Raw genomic sequence first — 22297 nt, 5'->3', positions numbered from 1 at the left:
AACTAACATGAAAACAACTTTTTTGAACTTTAAAACTTTGGCTTCCGTATGGCTTCTAGCCGGTTTAATGACCGCTTGTAGTAGCGATGATGGTACAGTTACATCCGATACCGACTCAGAAACTGAGACCGAAACAGAAACAGAAACGGAAGCCGAAGAAGACGGTAGATGGATAACCATTGCCGGAGCCAAAATGGGTGATAACCCAGGTGACGGAAACGGGGGAACCTTAATTTATTCCGTAACCAGTAAAGAGGCTAAGGACCCTACGGTTCAAATAGATCCTTTTAACAATGGTTTTGTAGCACCATCTAACAGAACGGCAAGACTACAAGCTTCTGAAGACGGCAATACCGTTTTTAATATTAGTTATGCCGGAGATACCGGAGGAAATTACAGTAAATATACCGTAGAAGGTGGTGGAACTTTCAATCCAACCGGGTCTGAAATAAGTATAGCCCCTTACGTTGGTACTGCTCCTAGATGGATCAAGTTATTTGATGGGGACAAAACCGGTGCTGCTGTTTACGTCTCTACAGAACATCAAGTTGATGACAACGACACTCCTGATGATGTAACCGATGACACCTATCTGCACACAAATTCTACCATTGGCGTTGTTACTTTAGACTTAGTGGATTCTCAAATCAACAACTTTGAAGAGCACGTTATTACGTTAAGCGAAGAAGAATCTGCAGCAGGCTACTACATCTCTAGAATAGATATGCCAACGCTTAATGCCGCTGGAGACAAATTATATATTGGTGCGCGCCTAAGCAAGGTAGACCCTACTACCCTAGAAAGTGATAGCGGCGATTATGAGATTCTTGGTTCCAAAACCATTGTATTGGACTATCCCTCTTTGTTAAATCCAACACTAATTGCTTCTAGCGTAGGACATGGTAATACCAACGGTTACCGCAGCATCAACGCCTTTTTGTATGACGGAAGTGTATACCAAGCTAACCAGAGTGATCCTGAAGGTTCTCATATTTTAAAAATTGGAGCTGACAACTTATATGACGATTCGTATGATTTTAATTTGGATGATGCCTTGGGTGTTGAAGGTGCTTATGTACTAGCTTGGAGACCAGCCGCAAACGGAAAAGCAGTTTTAGCTTACCGTCATGATGGTTCTGCAGAAGGTATTTCGGGGAGAGGAGAAAGCTATTTTGCCTTAGTAGACTTGAATGCAAAAACAGCAACCAAAATAACCGATATTCCTTACGAAGTAGATTTTGAGTTATTCCAGTACCAAGGGTATGCTGTAGACGGAAACGAAATTTACCTTACACAAGCACCCGTTGGTAAAAACGGAAATATTTATGTTATAGACACCAAAACTGGAGCTGTAACCAAAGGTGCCGAGCTAATTAATGTGGAAGGAAGCCATTTTATCGGCGCTTGGTAAACCATTATAACTTTTAGTAAACTATACCATTATCGGGCATAAAGCCTGGTAATGGTTTTAGTAATTTAGAATCTAATATACACGACCATGAAAAATAATAGTATCAGAACTTTTGCCTTAGTTCTCAGCTTTGCATTTATCTCTTTAAGTGCCTTTGCACAAAGGAATACTCCCAAAGACCCAAATCCATTCTTAAGTGGCGACTATTGGGAAAAACAACCAAGTATCAGCACTATTGAAGCTAACATAAAAGAGGGTCACTCGGCCACTGTAGCCAACGGTGGTGGTTTTGATGCAACCACTTATGCTCTATTGGCCAATAATCCTCTATCTACAATTAAATATTTGGTTGAGCATGGTAACGACGTTAACAAAAAAACACATGATTCCCGTACTTATATCTTTTGGGCTGCTTACAAAGGAAACGTAGAAGCAATGGAATACCTTATTCAAAAGGGTGCCAAATTAGACGTAGTAGACTCTCATGGGTACTACCCCAGTTCGTTTGCTTCAGCTGGCGGACAAACCGATCCAAAAATTTATGAATTGTTTATTGCAAATGGTGCCGATTTAAAAAATGAAAAAGACCATCATGGTGCCAATATACTTTTAGTGGCAGCATCCAGCGCTAAAGACCTTAAGTTTACAGACTATTTAATTTCCAAAGGACTAGATATCAACACTACGGATAATGACGGTAATGGTATCTTTTATTATGCCGCAAAAGGTGGAAACATTGATGTTCTTAAATCCTTAAAAGAACGTGGGGTTTCAATAGCTGAAAATGATAAAACCGGAGACAATGCTATGCTTGCAGCAAGTAGAGTTGGCCGTGGCGGTGGCAATAGTATAGAGGTTTTCAAGTATTTAGAAGAACTTGGTATTTCTCCAAATGTTGTTTCTAAAAGTGGCACTACTCCTTTGCACAATTTAGCGTCATCAAAAGACATTAAAATTCTAGACTACTTCATATCAAAAGGAGTCGATCCTAATGCGGTAGATGGAGAAGGTCAAACCGCCTTAATTAAAGCTGCCGGAAGAAATAATTTGGAAACTATCTCCTATTTTGCCGAAAAAACGGATAAAATAGACCATGCGGATAAAGACGGACATACTGCTTTAACCGCTGCAATTCAAAATAACAGCGCAGACGTAGTAACCTATTTAATCTCTAAAGGAGCCAGTGTTGATGTGCTTGACAAAAAAGGAAACAATTTAGTTTCTTACCTTTTTAACGGTCGTGGTAAACCTCGTGATTTTGATGCTAAGGTTGCCGTATTAAAAGACAAAGGACTTGATTTTACGCAAGTACAAGGCGATAACAGTACCGTATGGCATTTAGCGGTTGCAAAGAATGATTTGCGCCTTCTAAAAAAGGTTAAAGCATTTGGTGCTGACATCAACGGTAAGGACAAAGACGGAAATACCCCATTGCATTACGCGGCAATGAAAACCGAAAATGCAGAAATTTTAAAGTATTTGATAGCTAATGGTGCCGACCTAAAATCTACCACAGAGTTTGGTGAAACTGCACACGACCTGGCAAGCGAAAATGAACTGTTGGCCAAAAACAAGGTTAATCTTCAATTTTTAAATTAATAGTACATGAAAAATATAATTGTTAAGACGGTTGGTGCCCTTTGTTTGGCTTCTGCATTCTTTGTATTATCTTCTTTTATAAACGAGCCTAAAGTAAGTTACAAATGTATGATTCAAATGACCAACTACACAGGTGAGAAAGCCTATGTAGTGGTTTCATTGATCAATCCTGAAGGAAAATACGAGAAGACACTTTACGTTCAAGGAGATGATAAAGAGTGGTTCCCTGATTTAAAGGAATGGTGGAAATTTAGCGATGGCACCAAAGAGAACGTTGATGCCATTTCGGGCGCTACCATTGGTAACGGCGAAAGAAATATCATTTCTTTAGGTTTTAACGCCTCGCATATTGATGCCGGTTACAAAGTTCGCTTTGAGTCAGCTGTAGAAAACCAGGAATATTATGCCATAGATGCAGAGATAGACTTGAATTCGGCAACTATAAAAGAGAAAGTAGACGGTAAAGGTTACATCCGTTATATTAGAATGGTACCAAACAGATAATTTTTATGATTGTATCGGTATGGAGGTATAGCCATTTGCTTTTTGCCATTGCCTCTTCTGTTTTTCTTTTGATTGCATCGGTTACCGGTGTTATTCTAGCTGTAGAACCAATTTCCAACAAAATTGAACCCTACAGTATTTCCAACGCAGATAAACTTTCTTTGTCGGAAACCATAGAGCATATCAATACAAAATATGAAGAAGTACTTGCGGTAAAACGAGACCGAAATGGTTTTGTAAGCATTACGGTTATCTTAGATGGAAAGAATGAAGAATTCTATATTGATCCATTTACTGGTGAAAAATTGGGGAATCTTATTCAAAAAAAACCTCTTTTCCAGTTTGCTACCAACCTACACCGATCGCTATTTCTAAAATCTACGGGGCGTTTTCTAATCGGATTCGCCTCGTTTTTACTAATTCTCATCAGCATTTCGGGTATTGTTCTAATTGCCAAGAGACAAGGCGGGTATAAGCAATTCTTTGCACCCGTTGTTCGTGAAAATTTTTCACAATACCATCATGTTGTATACGCCAGGTTTTCTTTACTTCCGTTATTAGTGCTAGCCATTACGGGCGTATATCTTTCACTTCTTCGGTTTGATGTTATTCCGGATTCCAAAGTTTCATTACAAGTAGATTTTGATGCTATCCAAGAAGAACCTGTTAAAAAATATACGGAATTTGACTTTTTTAAAACTACCTCTCTTTCCGAACTATGTGAACTGGAATACCCCTTTTCCGAGTTTGTAGAGGATTACTATATCATCCGCCTAAGAGATAGGGAATTATATCTCAACCAAGTTACCGGAGATATTCTAGCGGAAGAAAAATATCCCACTGTACAGGTCATGTCTTTCTGGGCAACGGTATTACACACCGGAGAAGGAAGCATTCTATGGTCCATCGTACTTGGCTTGGGAAGTCTAGCCATTCCCTTTTTAACGGTTACCGGCTTTATCGTTTATTTTAAAAGGCCTAAAACCAATATCAAAAATGAGCATTCAAAAAATGAAAGTGAATATGTGGTTTTGGTAGGCACCGAAGGGGGCACTACGCTTCAATTTGCTCAAGAGTTACACAAACAAATTTTGAAATCGGGTAAAAAAAGTCATTTAGCATTAATGAACCAATACACCCATTTCAAGAAAATGGAGCATTTAATAGTCATTACAGCTACATACGGACAAGGAGAAGCACCGGCATCTGCCGAAAAGTTTATACAATTGGTCAAAAAGAATCCCCAGAAACAGCCTTTTGATTTTAGCGTAGTAGGTTTTGGATCTACCGCCTACCCCAATTTTTGTCAGTTTGCTTATGAAACCCATGAAGCTTTAAAAGGGGTAAATAACAGTACTGCTCTACAAGAAGTCTTTACGGTTAACGACCAATCTTTTGAGTCTTTCAACAATTGGTGTTCGGTTTGGGCCAATCAAATGGGATTGCCTGTTCAACTCAAAAAACCAAAATTGGCTACCAGCTCAAAACCTGCCTCCACTTTTAAAGTCATTCATAAAGCGGAACTACCTGAAGACGGTACCTTCTTATTGAGCCTTAAAAATTTGAATGGGTCAAAACCGGTTTCGGGGGATTTATTATCGGTCGTACCTGCCGATGGAGCTCGAGAGCGGTTATATTCCATTGGCAAGCTAAATACGGACACCCTTGTAATCAGCATTCGTAGACACGAAAATGGACTATGTTCCAACTACTTGCATCAACTGGAAGATGGACAAAAACTGACCGCCACAGTTGTAAACAACAGAAATTTCCATTTTCCTAAAAACTCTAAAAAAACAGTATTTATAGCAACCGGAACAGGTATTGGTCCTTTTTTAGGGATGATACAGGAGAATATAAAAAGAAAGGAAATTCACTTGTACTGGGGAGCACGCACCAAAGACGCTTTCCATCTTTACAAAGATTATATTGAAACGGCTTTGCAAGAAGGTAAGTTGACCAATTTTAAAACCGCCTATTCTCGCCAGCAAGCCGATAAAATATATGTTCAGCACCTAATTAAACAAGATCAAGAATTGTTTTTAGAGGTTTTGAAGAATAAGGGATGCATTATGATCTGTGGTTCCATAGCCATGCAAAAAGAAGTGCTACAAGAACTACAGGAATTGAGCAACGCATATTTAGGTAAGGACCTTAGCCATTATCAAAACCGAAAGCAGATTAAAATGGACTGTTATTAGACAAGTAGGATATTAAGCTTGAACAATAAAGTTAGAGCATTAAGTTTTCTGCTTCTTTTTACGTGCCGCAGGAAACAAAACATTATTCAAAATTAGACGATACCCCGGAGAATTGGGGTGCAGCTCCAGTTCCGTTTTGGGGTCCCCTACCCTATGCTGGTAGTCTTCTGGGTCATGGCCGCCATAAAACGTAAAAAAGCCCTTTCCTTTAACCCCGTGAATATATCGTGCCTCGCCATTCAGTTTATTTTCTCCCAACACCATTACCGTGGGTTTTACCTCATCTCTGTTAAAGGCGGTGGTCTGCCCCATAAAACCTTTTACCAAAGCCGTATGGTTCTGGCAAAGCATGGTGGGCACGGCATCCCATTTGGCGGAAAAATCCATTAACGAAAAATAATCGGATTCTTTGGGAACGTTGCCCCGTTTGCTGGTCATGTCTATGGAAGAAAACTCGTATTTAAGTGGGTTTCGCTCCAAAGTAAAGTCCGTGAAGGCAAAAGTTTTATTATAATCCAGCTTACTTTGGTAGTTGGCATCACTGGGGTCATTGTCAAACATGGGCTCACAAATATCCACTCCTTCCGCGGAAAGCGCTATATCAAAACTGTCCGTAGCCGAACACATGGCGAACATGAACCCTCCACCAATGACATATTTCCTAATTTTTTGCGCTACCGCACCTTTCTCCTCCGAAACTTTAGAGAAACCGTGCTCCGCAGCCATTGCTTCAGCCTCCTTTTTTTGTTCTATATACCAAGGCGCGGCACGGTATGCGCCATAGAACTTTCCATACTGACCGGTAAAATCTTCGTGGTGCAGGTGCAACCAATCATAAAGGGCTAATTTATCTCCCAGCACCTCATCATCATAAACGGTAACATAAGGAATCTCGGCATAGGTCAAAACCATGGTAACGGCATCGTCCCAAGGTTGGTTTCCCTTAGGGCTATAGACAGCAATCTTAGGGGCCTTCTCCAAAATGACCGCATCTTGATTTTTGGAAGGACTACTTATTTCGTTCAGTATCCCTTCGGTTTGACTATCGGACAAAATTTCGAAGGAAACCCCGCGTATCTGACATTCCTTTCTAATGACTTCCCCATCGGGCAACAAAAAAGAACCTCCCCTATAATTTAGGAGCCATTGCACCTTCTGCTGTTTGGAAAGCACCCAATAGGTGATACCGTATGCTTTGAGGTGGTCTTTCTGCCCTTCGGCATCCATAGGGATCAGAATGGCAGAAGCGGAAACCTGCAAAACACCTACCAAGATAAAAAGAGTAGACAAAAGCGATTTTACCATATTTCTAGCACTTTGATTTTTTCTAAAGATACTTGAAAAAGTGCGCTTTTTATGATAGCCAAAGTTAAAGCTATTAGAAAATTAATTATATATATCCCCTCAATTAAAATGGGCAATCATTATCGTCCAAAGGTGAACTATCATTCATAGAACTATCAAAAGCTTGATTATCATCTCGTAGATTTTTCGACATGAACGGGTTCCCTTCGTTATCAGTCATTTTAGACTTAAACTCAAAAGAAGACTCAAAATCATCTAAGTTATCAAATTCACCAATATCTTCTGTAAATTTCAAACGAATGCTTCCCAAACCGCCATTACGGTTTTTGGCTATAATAAATTCTGCTTGACTTTGTGTCGGATCTCGATCCTCATCATCCCATTCGTCAATCTTATAATATTCGGGACGGTAAATAAATCCAACAATATCAGAATCATCCTCTATCGCTCCGGAATCTCTTAAATCATACAAAATAGGTCTTTTGGAAGCACTTCTTTCCTCCAACGCCCTATTCAGTTGAGAAATCAACAAAATAGGAATTTTCAATTCTTTAGATAATGCCTTGAGCTTTTTTACAATGATGGATACACACTGTTCTCTATTTGAAGCTTTAACATTTTTGTCTTCAATTTCAATTAATTGTAAATAATCTATGATTACTATTCTAATTCCTTCCTCTTCATAACCATATCTTATTTCCGAGACTAATTTTTCAATTGAGATAGCAGGGGTATCATTGATATATAAAGGAGCTTCTTTGAGTTTTCTAGTTTCGACGTTCATTTTCGCCCACTCATGATTTTCAAGCTTTCCACTTTTAATACGTTTCAAGGATAATTTTGATTCCAAAGAAATAAGCTTAAATATTATAGACTCAGAACTAGATTCAAGAGTAAACAGTTTAATTGGAATACTACAATCAACAGCTATATTTCGTGCCATAGACAAAGCAAATGCTGTTTTACCAATACCAGCTCGTCCCCCAATAGTAATTAACTCTGAATTTTGCCAGCCATATGTCAACCTATCTAATTTCTCAAAACCAGAAGGAATACCACACAAAGAATCGCTCATCGAATTAGCTTCAATCCTTGTTATACCCAGATGAACTAAATCTTTTAAAATCATATTAAATAAATTTAAAATGGCACATCATTATCTTCATCTGCACTTAAATCATTCATAGAACTACCGAAAGCCTGATTGGCATCGGGCAGGTTCTTTGTGATAAACGGATTATCCTCATTTTCGTTCATTTTGGATTGGAACTCAAACGGAGAATCAAAATCATCCAAGTTGTCAAACTTACCAAGGTTACCGATAAATTTCAGACGAATGTTCTCAAGACCACCGTTACGGTGTTTTGCTACAATAAACTCAGCTTGACCTTGTGTTGGGCTTCTTTCTTCGTCATCCCACTCATCAATTTTATAATACTCCGGACGGAAAATGAACGAAACAATATCCGCATCCTGCTCAATCGCACCAGATTCACGTAAATCCGAAAGTAAAGGTCTTTTACTACCACCACGGGTTTCAACGGCACGAGACAGCTGAGAAAGTGCAATTACAGGAATATTCAATTCCTTTGCCAGGGCCTTAAGGTTACGCGAAATTGTAGAAATCTCCTGTTCACGGTTACCCCCTTTACCGGTTCCACCGGCGGTCATTAACTGCAAGTAGTCAATGATAATAATCTTAATGTCATGCTGCGAAGCCAAACGTCTGGCCTTTGCACGTAAATCAAAAATGGATAAGGACGGTGTATCATCTATGAACAATGGGGCTTTCTCCAACGCTTTTACCTTTACGTTCAATTGTTCCCACTCGTGTTTTTCCAGTTTACCGGTCCTTAATTTTTCGGACGACAGTCCGGTTTCCGAAGAAATCAAACGGGTAATTAGCTGTACAGATGACATCTCACAGGAAAAGAAAGCAACACCCTGCCCACCATCTACCGCAATATTACGCGCCATAGATAAGGTTAGTGCCGTTTTACCCATACCAGGACGCGCCGCAACAATAATTAAATCACTGGGCTGCCATCCAGAGGTTAATTTATCCAATTTATCAAAGCCGGTAGCAATACCGCTCATCCCCTCTTTATTGGAAATTTCCTCAATCTTTTTCTTGGCTTGGATTACCAAATCCATAGCTGTCTCCGCAGAACGTTTAAGATTACCTTGGGTTACGTCGTACAATTTAGATTCCGCACTATCTAAAAGGTCAAAAACGTCCGTAGATTCATCATAAGCCTCTTCAATGATCTCGTTGGATATTTTTATTAAGCTACGCTGAATATACTTCTGAAGAATAATACGCGCATGAAACTCAATATGGGCGGATGAAGCCACTTTTTGAGTGAGTTTTATAAGGTAAAAATCCCCTCCTACGGCATCCAATCGTCCGTCTCGCTTTAATTGTGACGAAACCGTTAATAAATCCACTGGTTCGGAACTTTCGAACAGCTTAAAAATGGCTTCATAGATAAAACGATGGGCATCTTTATAGAAAACATCAGGATGTAGGATATCTATTACTTCATCTACCCCCTTTTTATCAATCATCATCGCACCAAGAACAACCTCCTCTAAATCAACTGATTGTGGCGGAATTTTACCACGCTCTAAATTGATTAGGGTAGATTTATCTATTTTACGGGCTACGACCGGATTAATTTTTTCCATTTCACGAAATTATACAATTAACTAAAAAATAAAGCGAAGTAAAGTTAACAGGTAATGAACATTATACTGTTAATAAGTTACAATTTTATGTTGATAACAAAAAAAATCTGAGAAAAGTCTTTCTCAGATTTTAGTCAGCTTGATAAAAGTGTCCGTTAACCGTTAAAAACACCCATTTGGGCGTATTTTTCCATTCGGGTATTGACCAATTCTTTTGGGGATAACTTTTCTAAAGCCTCAAATTGAGTCAATATTTTGTTTTTTACCACCTCAAAAGTTTTTTCCCGATTTGCGTGGGCACCACCTGCCGGTTCGCGCACGATTTCATCGATCAACTTTAATTTTTTCATATCCGTAGCCGTAAGTTTCAACGCTTCTGCAGCTACTTCTTTATACTCCCAGCTTCTCCATAGAATAGAAGAACAGGATTCTGGGGATATTACGGAGTACCATGTGTTTTCCAACATCAATACCTTGTCTCCTACTCCTATGCCTAAAGCTCCACCGGAAGCTCCCTCTCCAATGATAACCACTATAATAGGTACTTTAAGGCGAGTCATCTCAAGAATATTACGGGCAATTGCCTCTCCTTGACCACGTTCTTCCGCTTCAATACCAGCGGCACCACCTGGGGTATCTATGAAACATACTACAGGAACATTAAATTTCTCCGCAGATTTCATTAATCGTAAAGCTTTGCGGTAACCTTCCGGATTGGCCATACCAAAATTCCGGTACTGCCTAGTTTTTGTATTGTACCCTTTTTGCTGACCAATGAACATAAAGCTCTGATCACCAATTTTACCTAAACCACCAATCATAGCCTTATCATCCTTTACATTCCTATCACCGTGAAGTTCCAAAAATGTATCGCCACAAATAGCGTTGATGTAGTCTAAAGTATAAGGTCTATTAGGGTGCCTGGACAACTGTACGCGTTGCCATGCGGTAAGGTTTTTATATATTTCTTTTCGGGTATCGGCTAACTTCTTTTCAATCTGCTTACAGGTCTCCGACACATCTACTTCGCTTTCCTCCCCAATAATCATGCATTTATCCAGCTGGTCTTCAAGCTCTTTTATAGGGAGTTCAAAATCGAGATATTCCATTAGTGTAATAGGTTTAGTTTGATAGGCAAATATAGGATTTTAAGCTTATGTCCTGAAGGGTTTTTTAAACCTTCTCTTATTTTTCAGTATTCCGTTGGCAATGACCGTCAATAGGATGATGCCTCCACCAACATAAAATAGGGGGTTCATTTTCTCCGACTCGCCAAAAATAATAAACGCCAGAATTATTCCATAAATAGGCTCCAAATTTATTGTGAGCATTACCGTATACGGACTTATATATTTCAAAATCTTAACCGATGCTATAAAAGCGTAGGCGGTACAAATTGATGCAAGTATAAACAGATAGAGCAAGTCGTTTTGCGATAGACTAAAAAACTCTGTAGTAAACCTTCCTTGAAACGCTAAAAATATAGTCAATAGCCCCACCCCACTTACCAATTCATAAAAAGAAATTACAGAAGGTCTTTCCTTTTGTATGAGCTTCCCGTTGATCAATGAGAAAAACGCCGACAAAAACGCGGATATTAAGGCTAAAACTATACCGTACAGATACTCCGTATCTACCTTAAAAATCAGGTACAGTCCAAGCATAACAACGATACCAAAAACAATTTCATACCAAATCATCTTCCGCTTGTACCAAAAGGGCTCAATTATCGCCGTAAAAAAAGCACCCGTAGAAATCGTGGCCAAAGCAATGGACACATTAGATACCTTAATGGCCAAAAAGAAAGTTACCCAGTGTAGCGCTATTACGATTCCTGCTCCTATAAGTGCCCAAAACATACCCTTCGAAACCTTTAAGGAGTATTTCTTGGCTATAACATAGATCAAGATAAATATTGAGGCGATAAGCATCCGGTACCATACCAAAGGCATAGCCTCTAACGTAATAAGTTTACCCAGTACTGCCGTAAAGCCCCAAATAAAAACAATAAGATGTAAGTGCAGGTAATTTTTTAGCTGAGCCCCCATAAAAGCCTATTTAAAGGAAAACGCGTTACCGCTTTGCCTTTTGCAGTAAAACTACAGCCAGCACTCCAAAAATCATATTGGGTATAAGTACTGCCAATAAAGGCGAAAAGCCAGACTGCTCCGCAAGCGTACCAAAAACTTTATCAAAGAAAACAAAGACAAAGGCCACTATAATTCCAAAGGCAAGGTTAACCCCCATACCTCCACGCCTCTTTACGGACGACACAGCTACAGCGATTATCGTTAATATAAAAGCTGTAATAGGCAGAGCCCATCTTTTATACTTTACCAAGATATAGGTATTGATGTTGGATGCCCCTTTTAACCTTTGGTCCTTTATAAACCGGTTCAGTTCAAAAATATTCTTGGTTTCCGCGGCATAGGACACCGGGGTAAGGTCTCCAATTTGAAAAGAGAAAAGGGTATCTAAACGACGCTTGGTTTCCACCAAAGCCGTATCATTGAGAATCTTTCGTTTTTTATAGGTAGTTAAACGGTACACACTATCCTTATCTACATATCTGATATTGGCCGCCGATATTTTGAACTCCAACTCATTTTCTTCGTTAAACCTTTCAAAAGTAAAGTTGTATCCAATCTGTCTAGCAGGATCAAAACTGCTCACATAAATAAAATCATTGGCGTTTAACTGTGTAAAAATATTATTGGTAACCCGGTCCTGCTTTCCTTTCTTAAGATACTTGTATTTAAACTCGTTAAAACCCTTGCTAGCATTAGGTACTATGAACATACCCATAACAAACATAATTACCGCAATAATAGAGGCTCCAATAATATAGGGGCGCAAGAATCTAGAGTACGATACACCTGAACTAAGAATGGCCACAATTTCCGTATTTCCCGCCAATTTAGAGGTAAAGAAAATTATAGACAGAAAGAGGAAAATAGGAAATAGAAGACTTCCTATATAGATAGTAAAGTTTCCAAAATAGACGAGTATTTCATCCAACGGAGCTTCATTGGCTTGCATTTTTCCAATCTGCTCGGCCAAATGCGCCATGATCCCAATAGGAATAAATAGCAAGATCATCACCGAGAAAGTGACCAAATATCGCTTAAGTATATATTTATCTAATATGGTAAGCACTACAATCGTTTATCCATTTGTTTAACCATACGGTCTTTCCATTCCGTAAAATCTCCTGCTAAAATATGCTTTCGAGCTTCACGAACCAACCAAAGATAAAATCCTAGGTTGTGAATAGTGGCTATTTGTTTGCCCAAATACTCCTTAGCTACGAACAAATGACGCAAATAGGCCTTTGAATACTCTAGGTCTACAAAGGTAATTCCCATTTCATCTACCGGAGAAAAATCATCTTCCCACTTTTTGTTCTTAATATTTATAGTGCCATGAGCGGTAAACAACATTCCGTTTCTAGCGTTTCGCGTAGGCATCACACAATCAAACATATCAATTCCTAAGGCTATGTTCTCCAAAATATTAATAGGCGTACCTACCCCCATTAAATATCTGGGTTTGTCTTCCGGTAAAATTTCACAGACCACCTCGGTCATACCATACATTTCTTCCGCAGGTTCCCCAACGGATAGACCGCCTATGGCATTACCTTCGGCACCAACGCCGGCAATGTACTCCGCAGAGCGTTTTCTTAAATCTTTATAGGTAGAACCTTGTACAATAGGAAAGAACGTTTGAGAATAATCGTACTCAAAAGGTGTTTTCTTTAAGTGCGCAATACAACGCTCCAACCATCTATGTGTCATGTGCATAGAACGTTCTGCATACCGGTAATCACAGGGGTAAGGTGTGCATTCATCAAAGGCCATGATAATATCGGCCCCGATCACACGCTGTATTTCCATTACGTTTTCCGGTGTAAAAAGGTGTGTAGAACCGTCTATATGCGACTTGAACTTCACCCCTTCTTCCTTTATCTTACGGTTGCCCGAAAGGGAATACACTTGATACCCCCCACTGTCGGTAAGGATGTTCCTATCCCAGCCCATAAACTTATGGAGTCCCCCGGCCTTCTTTAGAATTTCCGTCTTGGGCCGAAGGAAAAGGTGATAGGTATTTCCCAAAATAATATCGGGATTGATATCTTCCTTCAATTCACGCTGGTGCACACTTTTTACCGAAGCAACGGTACCTACCGGCATGAATATGGGTGTTTCTATTACGCCGTGATCGGTAACCATGGTTCCGGCACGGGCTTTACTCTTAGGGTCTGTATGGTGTAAGGTAAACTTCAAAATATTATTTATGGGCGCAAAGATAAACAACTGCCTAGCATAAAAGGCCTAAGGAAAAAATAAAGTTTGTCCTATACCCGGGTTTCCAACTACCAAATCTGGCTTTTTCACTGCCCTTGCCTCTCTCTTTCAATAAATTCCGTCCAAATAAACGGCTCTAGGCCAAAACCTTGCCAACTGTTGCTTTTATCACTCTTTTTTTGATTTGAGGGCAAAAATAAACAAGGTGCGATTTGTATTCCCAAAAGATTGCGATTACATTTGAAAACTACTAAAAACGAACATTTACAAATGGCAAAATTAGACGAACTACAAGATATCGTAGTACAGACCCGAAGGGATATTCTACGCATGGTACACAAGGTAAATTCAGGTCATCCAGGGGGCTCTTTGGGCTGTACCGAATTTTTGGTCGCGCTTTACAATGAAGTAATGGACCTTAAAGAAGGTTTTGATATGGACGGTAAGGACGAAGACCTTTTCTTTCTTTCAAACGGTCACATATCACCTGTATTTTACAGTGTTTTGGCAAGAAAGGGGTACTTTCCCGTGGAAGAATTGAACACCTTCCGTTTATTGAACTCCCGTCTTCAAGGACACCCGACTACCCACGAAGGCCTACCAGGGGTCCGTGTAGCATCGGGATCTTTAGGTCAAGGAATGTCTGTAGCGATCGGTGCGGCATTGGCCAAGAAATTGAACGGAGACGACCATTTGGTCTATAGTCTTCACGGTGATGGCGAATTACAGGAAGGCCAAAACTGGGAAGCCATTATGTACGCTGCAGGAAATAAAGTAGACAACTTGATCTCTACCATAGATAGGAACGGACAACAGATCGACGGCCCTACCGAAGAGGTACTTCCTTTAGGAAACCTAAAAGAGAAATTCGAAGTTTTCGGATGGGATGTTCTTGAAGTAGCCGAAGGCAACAACCTTGAAGCCATAATCAACGGATTGAACGAGGCCAAGAGCAGAACAGGAAAAGGAAAACCCGTATGTATCATTCTAGATACCATGATGGGCAACGGTGTAGATTTTATGATGCACACCCACGCATGGCACGGTAAAGCACCTAGCGATGAGCAATTAGCGAACGCTTTAAGCCAGAACCCTGAAACCTTAGGTGATTATTAAAATTCCGAAACTATCTTAAAATTTTAGCTTTCCGCCTCGGAAACGACAAAAACTGAATAAAATGACAAAATATATAGATCAAGGAAAAAACGATACTAGAAGTGGCTACGGAGACGCCATGACCGAGTTGGGAAGAACCAACCCTAATGTAGTAGCCCTTTGTGCCGATTTAGTAGGTTCTTTAAAAATACAACCTTTTATTGACGAGAATCCCGAGAGATTCTTTCAAATAGGTATAGCCGAAGCCAACATGATGGGTATCGCTGCCGGACTTACCATTGGTGGAAAGATTCCTTTTGCCAGTACATTCGCCAACTTTGCCACAGGTAGGGTTTACGACCAGATCCGTCAGTCTATCGCCTACTCTGGAAAGAACGTAAAAATATGTGCTTCGCATGCTGGTGTAACCCTTGGTGAAGATGGTGCCACCCACCAGATTTTAGAGGATATCGGTATGATGAAAATGCTTCCGGGCATGACCGTTATCAACCCATGTGATTACAACCAGACAAAAGCAGCTACCTTGGCCATTGCCGAGCATGAAGGACCTGTTTACCTACGTTTTGGTAGACCTAAAGTGGCCAACTTTACTCCGGTTGACCAAAAGTTCGAAATTGGAAAAGCACTTATGCTTAGCGAAGGTACAGATGTTACCATCGTTGCTACAGGACATTTAGTTTGGGAAGCGCTGATCGCTGCTGAGAAATTGGAAGAGCAAGGTATTTCTGCAGAGGTTATCAATTTCCATACGATTAAGCCTTTTGATGAGGAAGCTCTGTTAAAATCCGTTAAAAAAACAGGTTGTGTTGTATCTGCTGAAGAGCACAATTTCTTAGGCGGACTTGGAGAGAGTGTTGCTAGAACCCTTAGTATTCATAATCCTACGCCTCAAGAGTTTGTTGCAACCCAAGATACTTTTGGTGAAAGTGGTACTCCTGAACAGCTTATGGAGAAGTACGGTTTAAACAATAAAGCTATTGAAAAGGCCGTTTTAAAGGTATTGAAAAGGAAATAACAATGGTATCGTTTTTGATACTGTTGTGGTATTAAAAACGAGAACATATGAGAAAAACACTCCTTACGGCAGTTTTTGCTTTGATAAGCATTGCTGCATTTTCACAAAAAGATTTAGTTGAAATTGGCGTTAAGGCCGGTCTTAACTATAGCGCCAACGGAGATTATTTTGAATCTATTGGTGATGCGGCCAGAGATCCAGACCGAAACATGGGTTACCACTTAGGTCTTTTCACTAAAATAGGCGTTAATCGCATCTATTTTAGACCTGAGTTAATGTACACCAAAACCAAGTCTGATTATAGCGGTGATAAGTTTGACATAAGTAAGTTAGACATGCCCTTACTGGTAGGTGTAAAAATTATAGGTCCGCTGCACGTATTTGCAGGTCCTTCGTTTCAGTATATTCTTGATACCGAGTTTGATGGTATCTCAATAGATGATATTGAAAATGATTTTAGCGTAGGAGCCAATATAGGCGCCGGTGTAGATTTAGGAAAGCTGGGAATTGATATTAGGTACGAAAGAGGTTTTAACAGCAACGAGGCTACCTTTATCAATACGAACATTACCAACTTAGGCCCTAGTCGTGTAGATGCGCGCCCAGACCAGTTGATCGTTAGTTTATCTTTGACGTTATAATGAAACTGTTATTATAAAAAGAAATCCCGAAACATATGTTTCGGGATTTCTTTTTATTTATAGGTAGTAAATAATTCTACTTCTTAGTTTGTATCGGCATCTAGATAATCAGGAATACCATCTCCATCGGCATCATCGTTGAACAAGTAACCGTCTTTGTTCGTGTCCTCTTCAATAGACGGAATACCATCACCATCATGGTCTGACTGATTTACCGCAAACATATCCATCTTAAAAATTAATGGGCTGTAGGCAGGTATACTACCTCTTGCTATATTGAAATAACCCAAACCAGATGGAAAAATTATCATTCCAACACCATATCCGTTTACAGAATACGTACCATCTTCATTAATCTCCGCAGGTGCTCCTCCTTTTAGAAGTGCCGCTCCCTCAGAAAAACCCCTAGCAGGAGTACCTGAAACAGTGGATGTTGCGGGCGCTTGTAAACTTGCCAAATCAAACCATACTGGATCATTTTCATTATTATCGTCAAAGACAGTACCATCAATAAGATTTCCACTGTAGCGTACAAAAGCAGAATCGGCCACGCTTAAAGCATCACCAACACCCTCCCGAGCTTCCAAATAGTACAACGTGTGTTTTGTATTCGTTTCTTCCCCAGAAATCAAGAAATGTGTAGAAGGTACGTTTACTTCAACAGGAACCACTTGGTCCAAAAGAGGTGTTTTATCAGAATCACCCTCACCTATTTCCTTTATTTCAATTTTAAAATCAAAATCCTCAGCGGGGTTTTCAAACTCTGCGTAATTGTAATAATGCGTTTTAAGATATTCTTGAATCTCCGCTTCATCTTCACTTAAAACTTCACTTAACGGTCTTGGTGGTTCAATCGTTACACCTCCATCATCATTATTACAAGAGTACAGTACAACCACTAACGCCGATAAGGCAACTATTCGATTCAAATTCATCAATTCATTTTTACAGGCGGCAAGATACAATTTTCCCTTATTTTTGTAGAGAGCCTTAACAAAGATTTTTAATAGTTATGCGAATTGATAAGTACTTGTGGAGTACCCGTTATTTTAAGACCCGAAACATTGCCTCTACGGCCTGTAAAAAAGGTCAGGTAAGAATTAATGACCAAGTGGCGAAACCTTCTCGAGAAGTGTACCCAATGGATAAAATTATAGTGAGGAAGGAACAAATTAACCTACAACTAACGGTTCTGGACATTCCTAAAAGCAGAGTGGGCGCCAAATTGGTTGATATTTACCGTACGGATACGACTCCTAAAGAAGCTTTTGAACATAACGAACTTCTTAAACAGGCCAAAGAACATTATCGCAAGAAAGGAACCGGAAGACCTACTAAAAAAGACCGTCGTGATATTGAGGAGTATTTGGAAGACCCGAACCAAGCTCCTGAAGATTTTAAAAGCACAGAATAAAAAGAGCGAATTTGCATAGCGTTGGCTATCTTTGAATTGAAAATACCCGTTTATGGAGAACAAAATACTTACCCACCAGCAAATACAGCATAAAATAGAGCGTATAGCTTATCAGATATACGAGGCCAATGTTGAGGAAAAAGAAATTATTATTGCAGGTATAGATGGTGGAGGACTCAATTTTGCCAAAAAATTGCAACGGGTACTCAAAAAAGTAACCGATGCCGAAATAACACTTTGCAAGGTTATGATGGACAAAGAAAATCCATTACAAAGTGGCGTACAGACTTCTATTCCAGAATCGGAATACACAGATAAATCCATTGTGTTGGTAGATGATGTGCTTAACTCCGGTACTACCCTTATTTACGGTGTTCATCATTTTCTAAAAACACCGGTAAAACAACTTAAGACCGCTGTTCTAGTAAATAGAAACCATAAAAAATATCCTGTGAAAGCAGATTATAAAGGTATTTCCTTATCTACCTCACTGCAAGAGCATGTACATGTACTGTTTCAGGCTAAAAATGATATGGTCTACCTAGACTAATAAGGCTCCCATTTCGGCCACAATTTCGTCTGGGTTTTTTCCGTCCGAACTAATGACCTTATCTGTTTGGTTATAGAAATAACTTCTTTCAAAAAGGTGCTTACCAATAAACTCCGGTAATTCATCTTCCGGTATATTCATTATTAACGGACGTTGGTCCTTTTCCTTTAAAAGACGATTAACAAGTTCTGCTATAGATACCTTTAGATAAATAGCATTTTTTGTAGCATCCAGAACTGCTTGCATATTATTACCATAACACGGGGTACCACCTCCTAAGGATAAAACAAAATTGTCCTTTTGGGCAAGTACTTCGTTTAGGTATGCGTATTCCCTTTTTCTAAAATAAAGTTCGCCTTTAGTTTTGAAAATATCGGGTACGGATATTTGCTCTGCTTCCTCAATGTAGTTATCTAGATCTATAAATTCTAAACCTCTTTCTTGGGATAGCAACTTGCCAATTGTGCTCTTGCCACTACCCATATAACCCAACAATACTATTTTCACAATTTTATTTTAATGTAAAAGTGGCTTATTTCTAGGGGTTTTCAAAAAAAAATAAATTTATCTCAAAAAGGGCTTGGAAAATAAAGTAATCGACTTATATTTGCACCCGCATTGAGGGAATCAATCCTTATTTGTTATTGACCTGGTAGCTCAGTTGGTAGAGCATCTCCCTTTTAAGGAGAGGGTCCTGGGTTCGAGCCCCAGCCAGGTCACCAATTAAATAACAGCCTCTTGAACAAATAAAGAGGCTTTTTTATTTAATTATGTGAGCCGTTTTTTTTAGAAAAATACACACATTAATTTTTGACATTATGACCTGGTAGCTCAGTTGGTAGAGCATCTCCCTTTTAAGGAGAGGGTCCTGGGTTCGAGCCCCAGCCAGGTCACAATTTGGGAAAAACCTAAAGTAAAAACCTCGTAAATCATGGATTTACGAGGTTTTTACAGTTAAACCCATAAATTTTAATCTTACCCCTTTAGAAAGGTCCAACTATCCATTGGCCTATAATGAATCAACCGGGTAAATTTTCCTCACTCGGTTATATAATCATTCGTTAAGAAAATAATATAATTCACTTACAATCAATTGTTTAAATCAAAAATAACATACAAAGGCACGCTCTTTGCTTATAATTCTTTAGGTATCATAGAAAAGAATGTACTTGTTCCCCATACTTCATACTAATCTATGAAAACCATAAGGTCTTAGTACATCTAAATACCGTAAACAGAAGTTTGTGAAATCCAAGACCTACTCATCTTGGATTGAGGAAAACAATTAAAAAATTATGATCATGGGGAAAAAGCTTCTATTACCAACAGATTTTTCAAAAAATTCTTTGAACGCAATTGAATATGCCATAAAACTATATGCGCATGAAAAATGCGATTTTTATATTCTCAACATCTATTCCCAAGATAGATATGGCCTTGATAGCCTCAACCGTCTAGACCCGGACGATGCTTTTAATAAGCTATCCGAAAAACGTTCAAAACAAGGTTTAGGAGATATTTTAACTCACTTGACTTTTGAGGATAAAAACCCCAAACATGCCTTTCATGTTCTTTCTCGTTCCACACTGCTATTAGATGCCATAGATAATATTATTAAATCTCTGCATATAAACATGGTCATCATGGGGGCCAAAGGCATGACAAACAAGCGAACTGGAAAATACGGAAAGACCACACTCTCTGTAATAGAAAGCGTTAGAAAATGTCCTGTTTTAGTAGTGCCTAGAAATGCAATCTTTAATCATCCAAAAGAAATCGTTCTTGCTACGGACTTTAAAACCGATTTCAATTTTTTTGATGTTAAGCAATTGGCTGAAATAGCAAAATTGAACAAATCCAGTATTCAAGTACTCAGTTTAGAAAGCGATGCTACTTTAAATCCTAAGCAAAAAGAGAATAAAATAATGCTTATCAAATATTTTGAAGATATAGATCTTGGCTTCAACATAGTACATAATGCAAAAATGGATATTGCATTAAACTGTTTCGTTAAAATTAGAAAAAGTAACATGGTAAGTTACGTTAATAAAAAACGAACGTTTTGGGAGAGGCTAGGTTTTGGAAAACATACATTGGGCAAATTAGGCTATTTTGAAAATATACCCGTACTCGCATTAAATGATAAGTAGAACACGTCTGTTAAACTACCTTATAAGAGCAGATTTACATCTGTCTATCACCTTTCTAAACCCGTTAATTATTGCCCCTTTTATCCGTCCTTTATTCTTTCTTTGATGTAATTTTGCACCGGCAATAAAGAGCATAAACTCCATGGAAGAAGGTTTACACAGATTACTATACGATTACCTATTAAAAACAGGAATGAGCGACAGCCTAGCATCATACCTAAATTTAGGAATAGTACTGGTGGTCGCACTTATCCTAGCCTGGTTCTTAGACCTAATTATTTGGCGCGTTTTACGCTACATCTCTTTAAGGTTTGCCCGAAAGTCAAAAACCAACTTTGACAACTTTCTTGTAGTCAACAAAGTACCTCGCTACGTAGCCCACATAATCCCTCTGCTAATTCTGTTCGAGTTTATTCCTTTTGCATTTTTTCATTTTGACTATGCAGGCCAACTGGCGCTTAAATTGCTGCAGATTTTATTTGTTGTCCTAACGATCTTAATAGTTAAAAGTCTCTTTACAAGTACCAATGATTACTTAAAGACCAAGCCTAGGTTTAGAGATAAACCAATGGACAGTTACATTCAAGTTTTTATGATTTTTGCATGGTTCATTGGTATCCTAACCATATTTGCCATAATCACAGATGTTCTCATCTGGAAGTTTTTCACGGCACTTGGTGCAGGCTCGGCCGTTATTCTTCTCATATTCAAAGATTCCATTTTAGGTCTGGTTGCCAGCATACAGGTTAGTATAAACGATATGGTGCGTATTGGTGACTGGATTACCTTTGAAAAATTTGGTGCAGACGGCGACGTTATAGAAATTACCTTGGCCACCGTAAAAGTCCAGAATTTTGATAAGACCATTACCACCATTCCTACCTATTCCCTAATTTCCGATTCTTTTAAAAACTGGAGAGGTATGGAAGTTTCAGGTGGAAGACGCATTAAAAGAGCTTTGATCATCAGTCAAAAAAGCATACGTTTTCTAACCGATGAGGATATGGAATCACTTGAAAAAATTCAGCTTATACAGCCTTATCTTATCAATCAGAATCAGCAAATCAACTCATACAATACCACCAATAAAATAGATAAAAATCTAGCTATTAACGGCAGGAACCTGACCAATATTGGTGTATTCCGAAAATACGTAAATGATTATCTTCAAAAACATTCTGCCGTAAATAAGGGTATGACCTTAATGGTACGCCAACTAGCACCAACAGCACAAGGTATTCCTTTGGAAATATATGCTTTTAGTGCGGATAAGCGCTGGGAAAATTACGAGTATATCATGGCCGATATTTTTGACCACCTCTTGGCCGCATTGCCCTATTTTAATTTAGAGGTTTTTGAGCTTCCCACTTCCTTGAATGTGCCAACAGCTAATTAA

The 22297-nt window shown here is 39.0% G+C and carries 20 protein-coding genes and 2 tRNA genes; 13 read left to right on the top strand and 9 right to left on the bottom strand.

All coding sequences use genetic code 11. The features are described from left to right. Positions 1-7 precede the first annotated feature (7 nt). The 4 genes from KO513_RS06530 to KO513_RS06515 all read left to right on the top strand — a co-directional run bounded on the left by KO513_RS06530 (position 8) and on the right by KO513_RS06515 (position 5715). A complete protein-coding gene (locus KO513_RS06530) occupies positions 8-1411 on the top strand; it encodes a hypothetical protein (RefSeq protein ID WP_215912755.1) in 1404 nt (467 codons plus the stop codon). 87 nt (positions 1412-1498) lie between these two features. Next, a complete protein-coding gene (locus tag KO513_RS06525) occupies positions 1499-3010 on the top strand; it encodes an ankyrin repeat domain-containing protein (RefSeq protein WP_215912754.1) in 1512 nt (503 codons plus the stop codon). Between the two features lie 6 nt (positions 3011-3016). After that, complete coding sequence (locus tag KO513_RS06520; protein WP_215912753.1) at positions 3017-3514, top strand: DUF2271 domain-containing protein; 498 nt, start codon at positions 3017-3019, stop codon at positions 3512-3514. A 5-nt stretch (positions 3515-3519) separates the two neighbouring features. After that, positions 3520-5715: a PepSY domain-containing protein gene (locus tag KO513_RS06515; protein ID WP_215912752.1), complete on the top strand. Its 2196-nt coding sequence runs from the start codon at positions 3520-3522 to the stop codon at positions 5713-5715. A 39-nt stretch (positions 5716-5754) separates the two neighbouring features. On the opposite strand, the gene KO513_RS06510 is transcribed toward KO513_RS06515, so the two are convergent. The 7 genes from KO513_RS06510 to tgt form a co-directional block, all read right to left on the bottom strand. Then, positions 5755-7020, bottom strand: coding sequence for an asparagine synthetase B (locus KO513_RS06510; RefSeq protein ID WP_215912751.1), 1266 nt, complete (start codon positions 7018-7020; stop codon positions 5755-5757). A gap of 103 nt (positions 7021-7123) precedes the next feature. Continuing rightward, the gene (locus tag KO513_RS06505) at positions 7124-8149 is read right to left on the bottom strand and encodes a DnaB-like helicase C-terminal domain-containing protein (protein ID WP_215912750.1); all 1026 of its coding nucleotides are present in this window, start codon (positions 8147-8149) and stop codon (positions 7124-7126) included. Between the two features lie 11 nt (positions 8150-8160). Further along, on the bottom strand, positions 8161-9708 hold the full coding sequence (dnaB, locus tag KO513_RS06500; protein ID WP_215912749.1) for a replicative DNA helicase: 1548 nt from the start codon (positions 9706-9708) through the stop codon (positions 8161-8163). Positions 9709-9863: 155 nt separating this feature from the next. After that, positions 9864-10817, bottom strand: a complete 954-nt coding sequence (locus tag KO513_RS06495) for an acetyl-CoA carboxylase carboxyltransferase subunit alpha (RefSeq protein WP_215441863.1) — start codon at positions 10815-10817, stop codon at positions 9864-9866. 45 nt (positions 10818-10862) lie between these two features. Next, positions 10863-11756, bottom strand: coding sequence for a DMT family transporter (locus KO513_RS06490; RefSeq protein ID WP_215912748.1), 894 nt, complete (start codon positions 11754-11756; stop codon positions 10863-10865). Positions 11757-11781: 25 nt separating this feature from the next. After that, on the bottom strand, positions 11782-12864 hold the full coding sequence (locus KO513_RS06485) for an LptF/LptG family permease (RefSeq protein WP_215441861.1): 1083 nt from the start codon (positions 12862-12864) through the stop codon (positions 11782-11784). Then, positions 12864-13994, bottom strand: a complete 1131-nt coding sequence (gene tgt, locus KO513_RS06480) for a tRNA guanosine(34) transglycosylase Tgt (protein WP_215912747.1) — start codon at positions 13992-13994, stop codon at positions 12864-12866. Before tgt ends, KO513_RS06485 begins: the two co-directional genes overlap by 1 nt. Before the next feature lie 261 nt (positions 13995-14255). Here tgt and KO513_RS06475 point away from each other — a divergent pair, with 261 nt between their 5' ends. The 3 genes from KO513_RS06475 (at position 14256) to KO513_RS06465 (ending at position 16787) form a co-directional block, all read left to right on the top strand. Next, positions 14256-15131 carry a transketolase gene (locus KO513_RS06475; protein WP_256439066.1) on the top strand — a complete coding sequence of 292 codons (876 nt, stop codon included), beginning with the start codon at positions 14256-14258 and terminating at the stop codon, positions 15129-15131. Between the two features lie 61 nt (positions 15132-15192). Next, entirely contained in the window at positions 15193-16146 is a 954-nt protein-coding gene (locus tag KO513_RS06470) for a transketolase family protein (RefSeq protein ID WP_215912746.1), read from the top strand. A 47-nt stretch (positions 16147-16193) separates the two neighbouring features. Continuing rightward, complete coding sequence (locus KO513_RS06465; protein ID WP_215441857.1) at positions 16194-16787, top strand: porin family protein; 594 nt, start codon at positions 16194-16196, stop codon at positions 16785-16787. A gap of 83 nt (positions 16788-16870) precedes the next feature. On the opposite strand, the gene KO513_RS06460 is transcribed toward KO513_RS06465, so the two are convergent. Next, the gene (locus tag KO513_RS06460) at positions 16871-17722 is read right to left on the bottom strand and encodes an FKBP-type peptidyl-prolyl cis-trans isomerase (protein WP_215912745.1); all 852 of its coding nucleotides are present in this window, start codon (positions 17720-17722) and stop codon (positions 16871-16873) included. 77 nt (positions 17723-17799) lie between these two features. Here KO513_RS06460 and KO513_RS06455 point away from each other — a divergent pair, with 77 nt between their 5' ends. Next, positions 17800-18201 carry an RNA-binding S4 domain-containing protein gene (locus KO513_RS06455; protein ID WP_215912744.1) on the top strand — a complete coding sequence of 134 codons (402 nt, stop codon included), beginning with the start codon at positions 17800-17802 and terminating at the stop codon, positions 18199-18201. A gap of 52 nt (positions 18202-18253) precedes the next feature. Then, the gene (locus KO513_RS06450) at positions 18254-18751 is read left to right on the top strand and encodes a phosphoribosyltransferase family protein (protein ID WP_215441854.1); all 498 of its coding nucleotides are present in this window, start codon (positions 18254-18256) and stop codon (positions 18749-18751) included. On the opposite strand, the gene KO513_RS06445 is transcribed toward KO513_RS06450, so the two are convergent. Further along, on the bottom strand, positions 18743-19258 hold the full coding sequence (locus tag KO513_RS06445) for a shikimate kinase (protein WP_371735436.1): 516 nt from the start codon (positions 19256-19258) through the stop codon (positions 18743-18745). The genes KO513_RS06450 and KO513_RS06445 overlap by 9 nt on opposite strands. Positions 19259-19397: 139 nt before the next feature. Here KO513_RS06445 and KO513_RS06440 point away from each other — a divergent pair. From KO513_RS06440 to KO513_RS06425, 4 genes are all read left to right on the top strand, one after another. Beyond that, a tRNA-Lys gene (locus KO513_RS06440) sits at positions 19398-19473 on the top strand. Between the two features lie 98 nt (positions 19474-19571). Then, positions 19572-19644 (top strand) — tRNA-Lys (locus tag KO513_RS06435). A gap of 408 nt (positions 19645-20052) precedes the next feature. Next, complete coding sequence (locus KO513_RS06430; protein WP_215912743.1) at positions 20053-20901, top strand: universal stress protein; 849 nt, start codon at positions 20053-20055, stop codon at positions 20899-20901. 142 nt (positions 20902-21043) lie between these two features. Further along, positions 21044-22297: a mechanosensitive ion channel family protein gene (locus tag KO513_RS06425; protein ID WP_215912742.1), complete on the top strand. Its 1254-nt coding sequence runs from the start codon at positions 21044-21046 to the stop codon at positions 22295-22297.

The sequence above is a fragment of the Zobellia sp. B3R18 genome (assembly GCF_018860715.1).
In the GTDB taxonomy this organism is placed as follows: Bacteria; Bacteroidota; Bacteroidia; order Flavobacteriales; family Flavobacteriaceae; genus Zobellia; species Zobellia russellii.
Note: the sequence above shows the minus strand (reverse complement) of the source record. Positions and strands in the feature narration are given on the sequence as shown.

Coding starts and splice junctions, on each gene's coding strand:
- KO513_RS06510 (WP_215912751.1), bottom strand. CDS start 7,020: ATGGTAAAATCGCTTTTGTCTACTCTTTTTATCTTGGTAGGTGTTTTG.
- KO513_RS06460 (WP_215912745.1), bottom strand. CDS start 17,722: ATGAATTTGAATCGAATAGTTGCCTTATCGGCGTTAGTGGTTGTACTG.
- KO513_RS06465 (WP_215441857.1), top strand. CDS start 16,194: ATGAGAAAAACACTCCTTACGGCAGTTTTTGCTTTGATAAGCATTGCT.
- KO513_RS06470 (WP_215912746.1), top strand. CDS start 15,193: ATGACAAAATATATAGATCAAGGAAAAAACGATACTAGAAGTGGCTAC.
- KO513_RS06505 (WP_215912750.1), bottom strand. CDS start 8,149: ATGATTTTAAAAGATTTAGTTCATCTGGGTATAACAAGGATTGAAGCT.
- KO513_RS06495 (WP_215441863.1), bottom strand. CDS start 10,817: ATGGAATATCTCGATTTTGAACTCCCTATAAAAGAGCTTGAAGACCAG.
- KO513_RS06490 (WP_215912748.1), bottom strand. CDS start 11,756: ATGGGGGCTCAGCTAAAAAATTACCTGCACTTACATCTTATTGTTTTT.
- KO513_RS06455 (WP_215912744.1), top strand. CDS start 17,800: ATGCGAATTGATAAGTACTTGTGGAGTACCCGTTATTTTAAGACCCGA.
- KO513_RS06530 (WP_215912755.1), top strand. CDS start 8: ATGAAAACAACTTTTTTGAACTTTAAAACTTTGGCTTCCGTATGGCTT.
- KO513_RS06430 (WP_215912743.1), top strand. CDS start 20,053: ATGGGGAAAAAGCTTCTATTACCAACAGATTTTTCAAAAAATTCTTTG.
- KO513_RS06450 (WP_215441854.1), top strand. CDS start 18,254: ATGGAGAACAAAATACTTACCCACCAGCAAATACAGCATAAAATAGAG.
- KO513_RS06425 (WP_215912742.1), top strand. CDS start 21,044: ATGGAAGAAGGTTTACACAGATTACTATACGATTACCTATTAAAAACA.
- KO513_RS06520 (WP_215912753.1), top strand. CDS start 3,017: ATGAAAAATATAATTGTTAAGACGGTTGGTGCCCTTTGTTTGGCTTCT.
- KO513_RS06515 (WP_215912752.1), top strand. CDS start 3,520: ATGATTGTATCGGTATGGAGGTATAGCCATTTGCTTTTTGCCATTGCC.
- KO513_RS06525 (WP_215912754.1), top strand. CDS start 1,499: ATGAAAAATAATAGTATCAGAACTTTTGCCTTAGTTCTCAGCTTTGCA.
- dnaB (WP_215912749.1), bottom strand. CDS start 9,708: ATGGAAAAAATTAATCCGGTCGTAGCCCGTAAAATAGATAAATCTACC.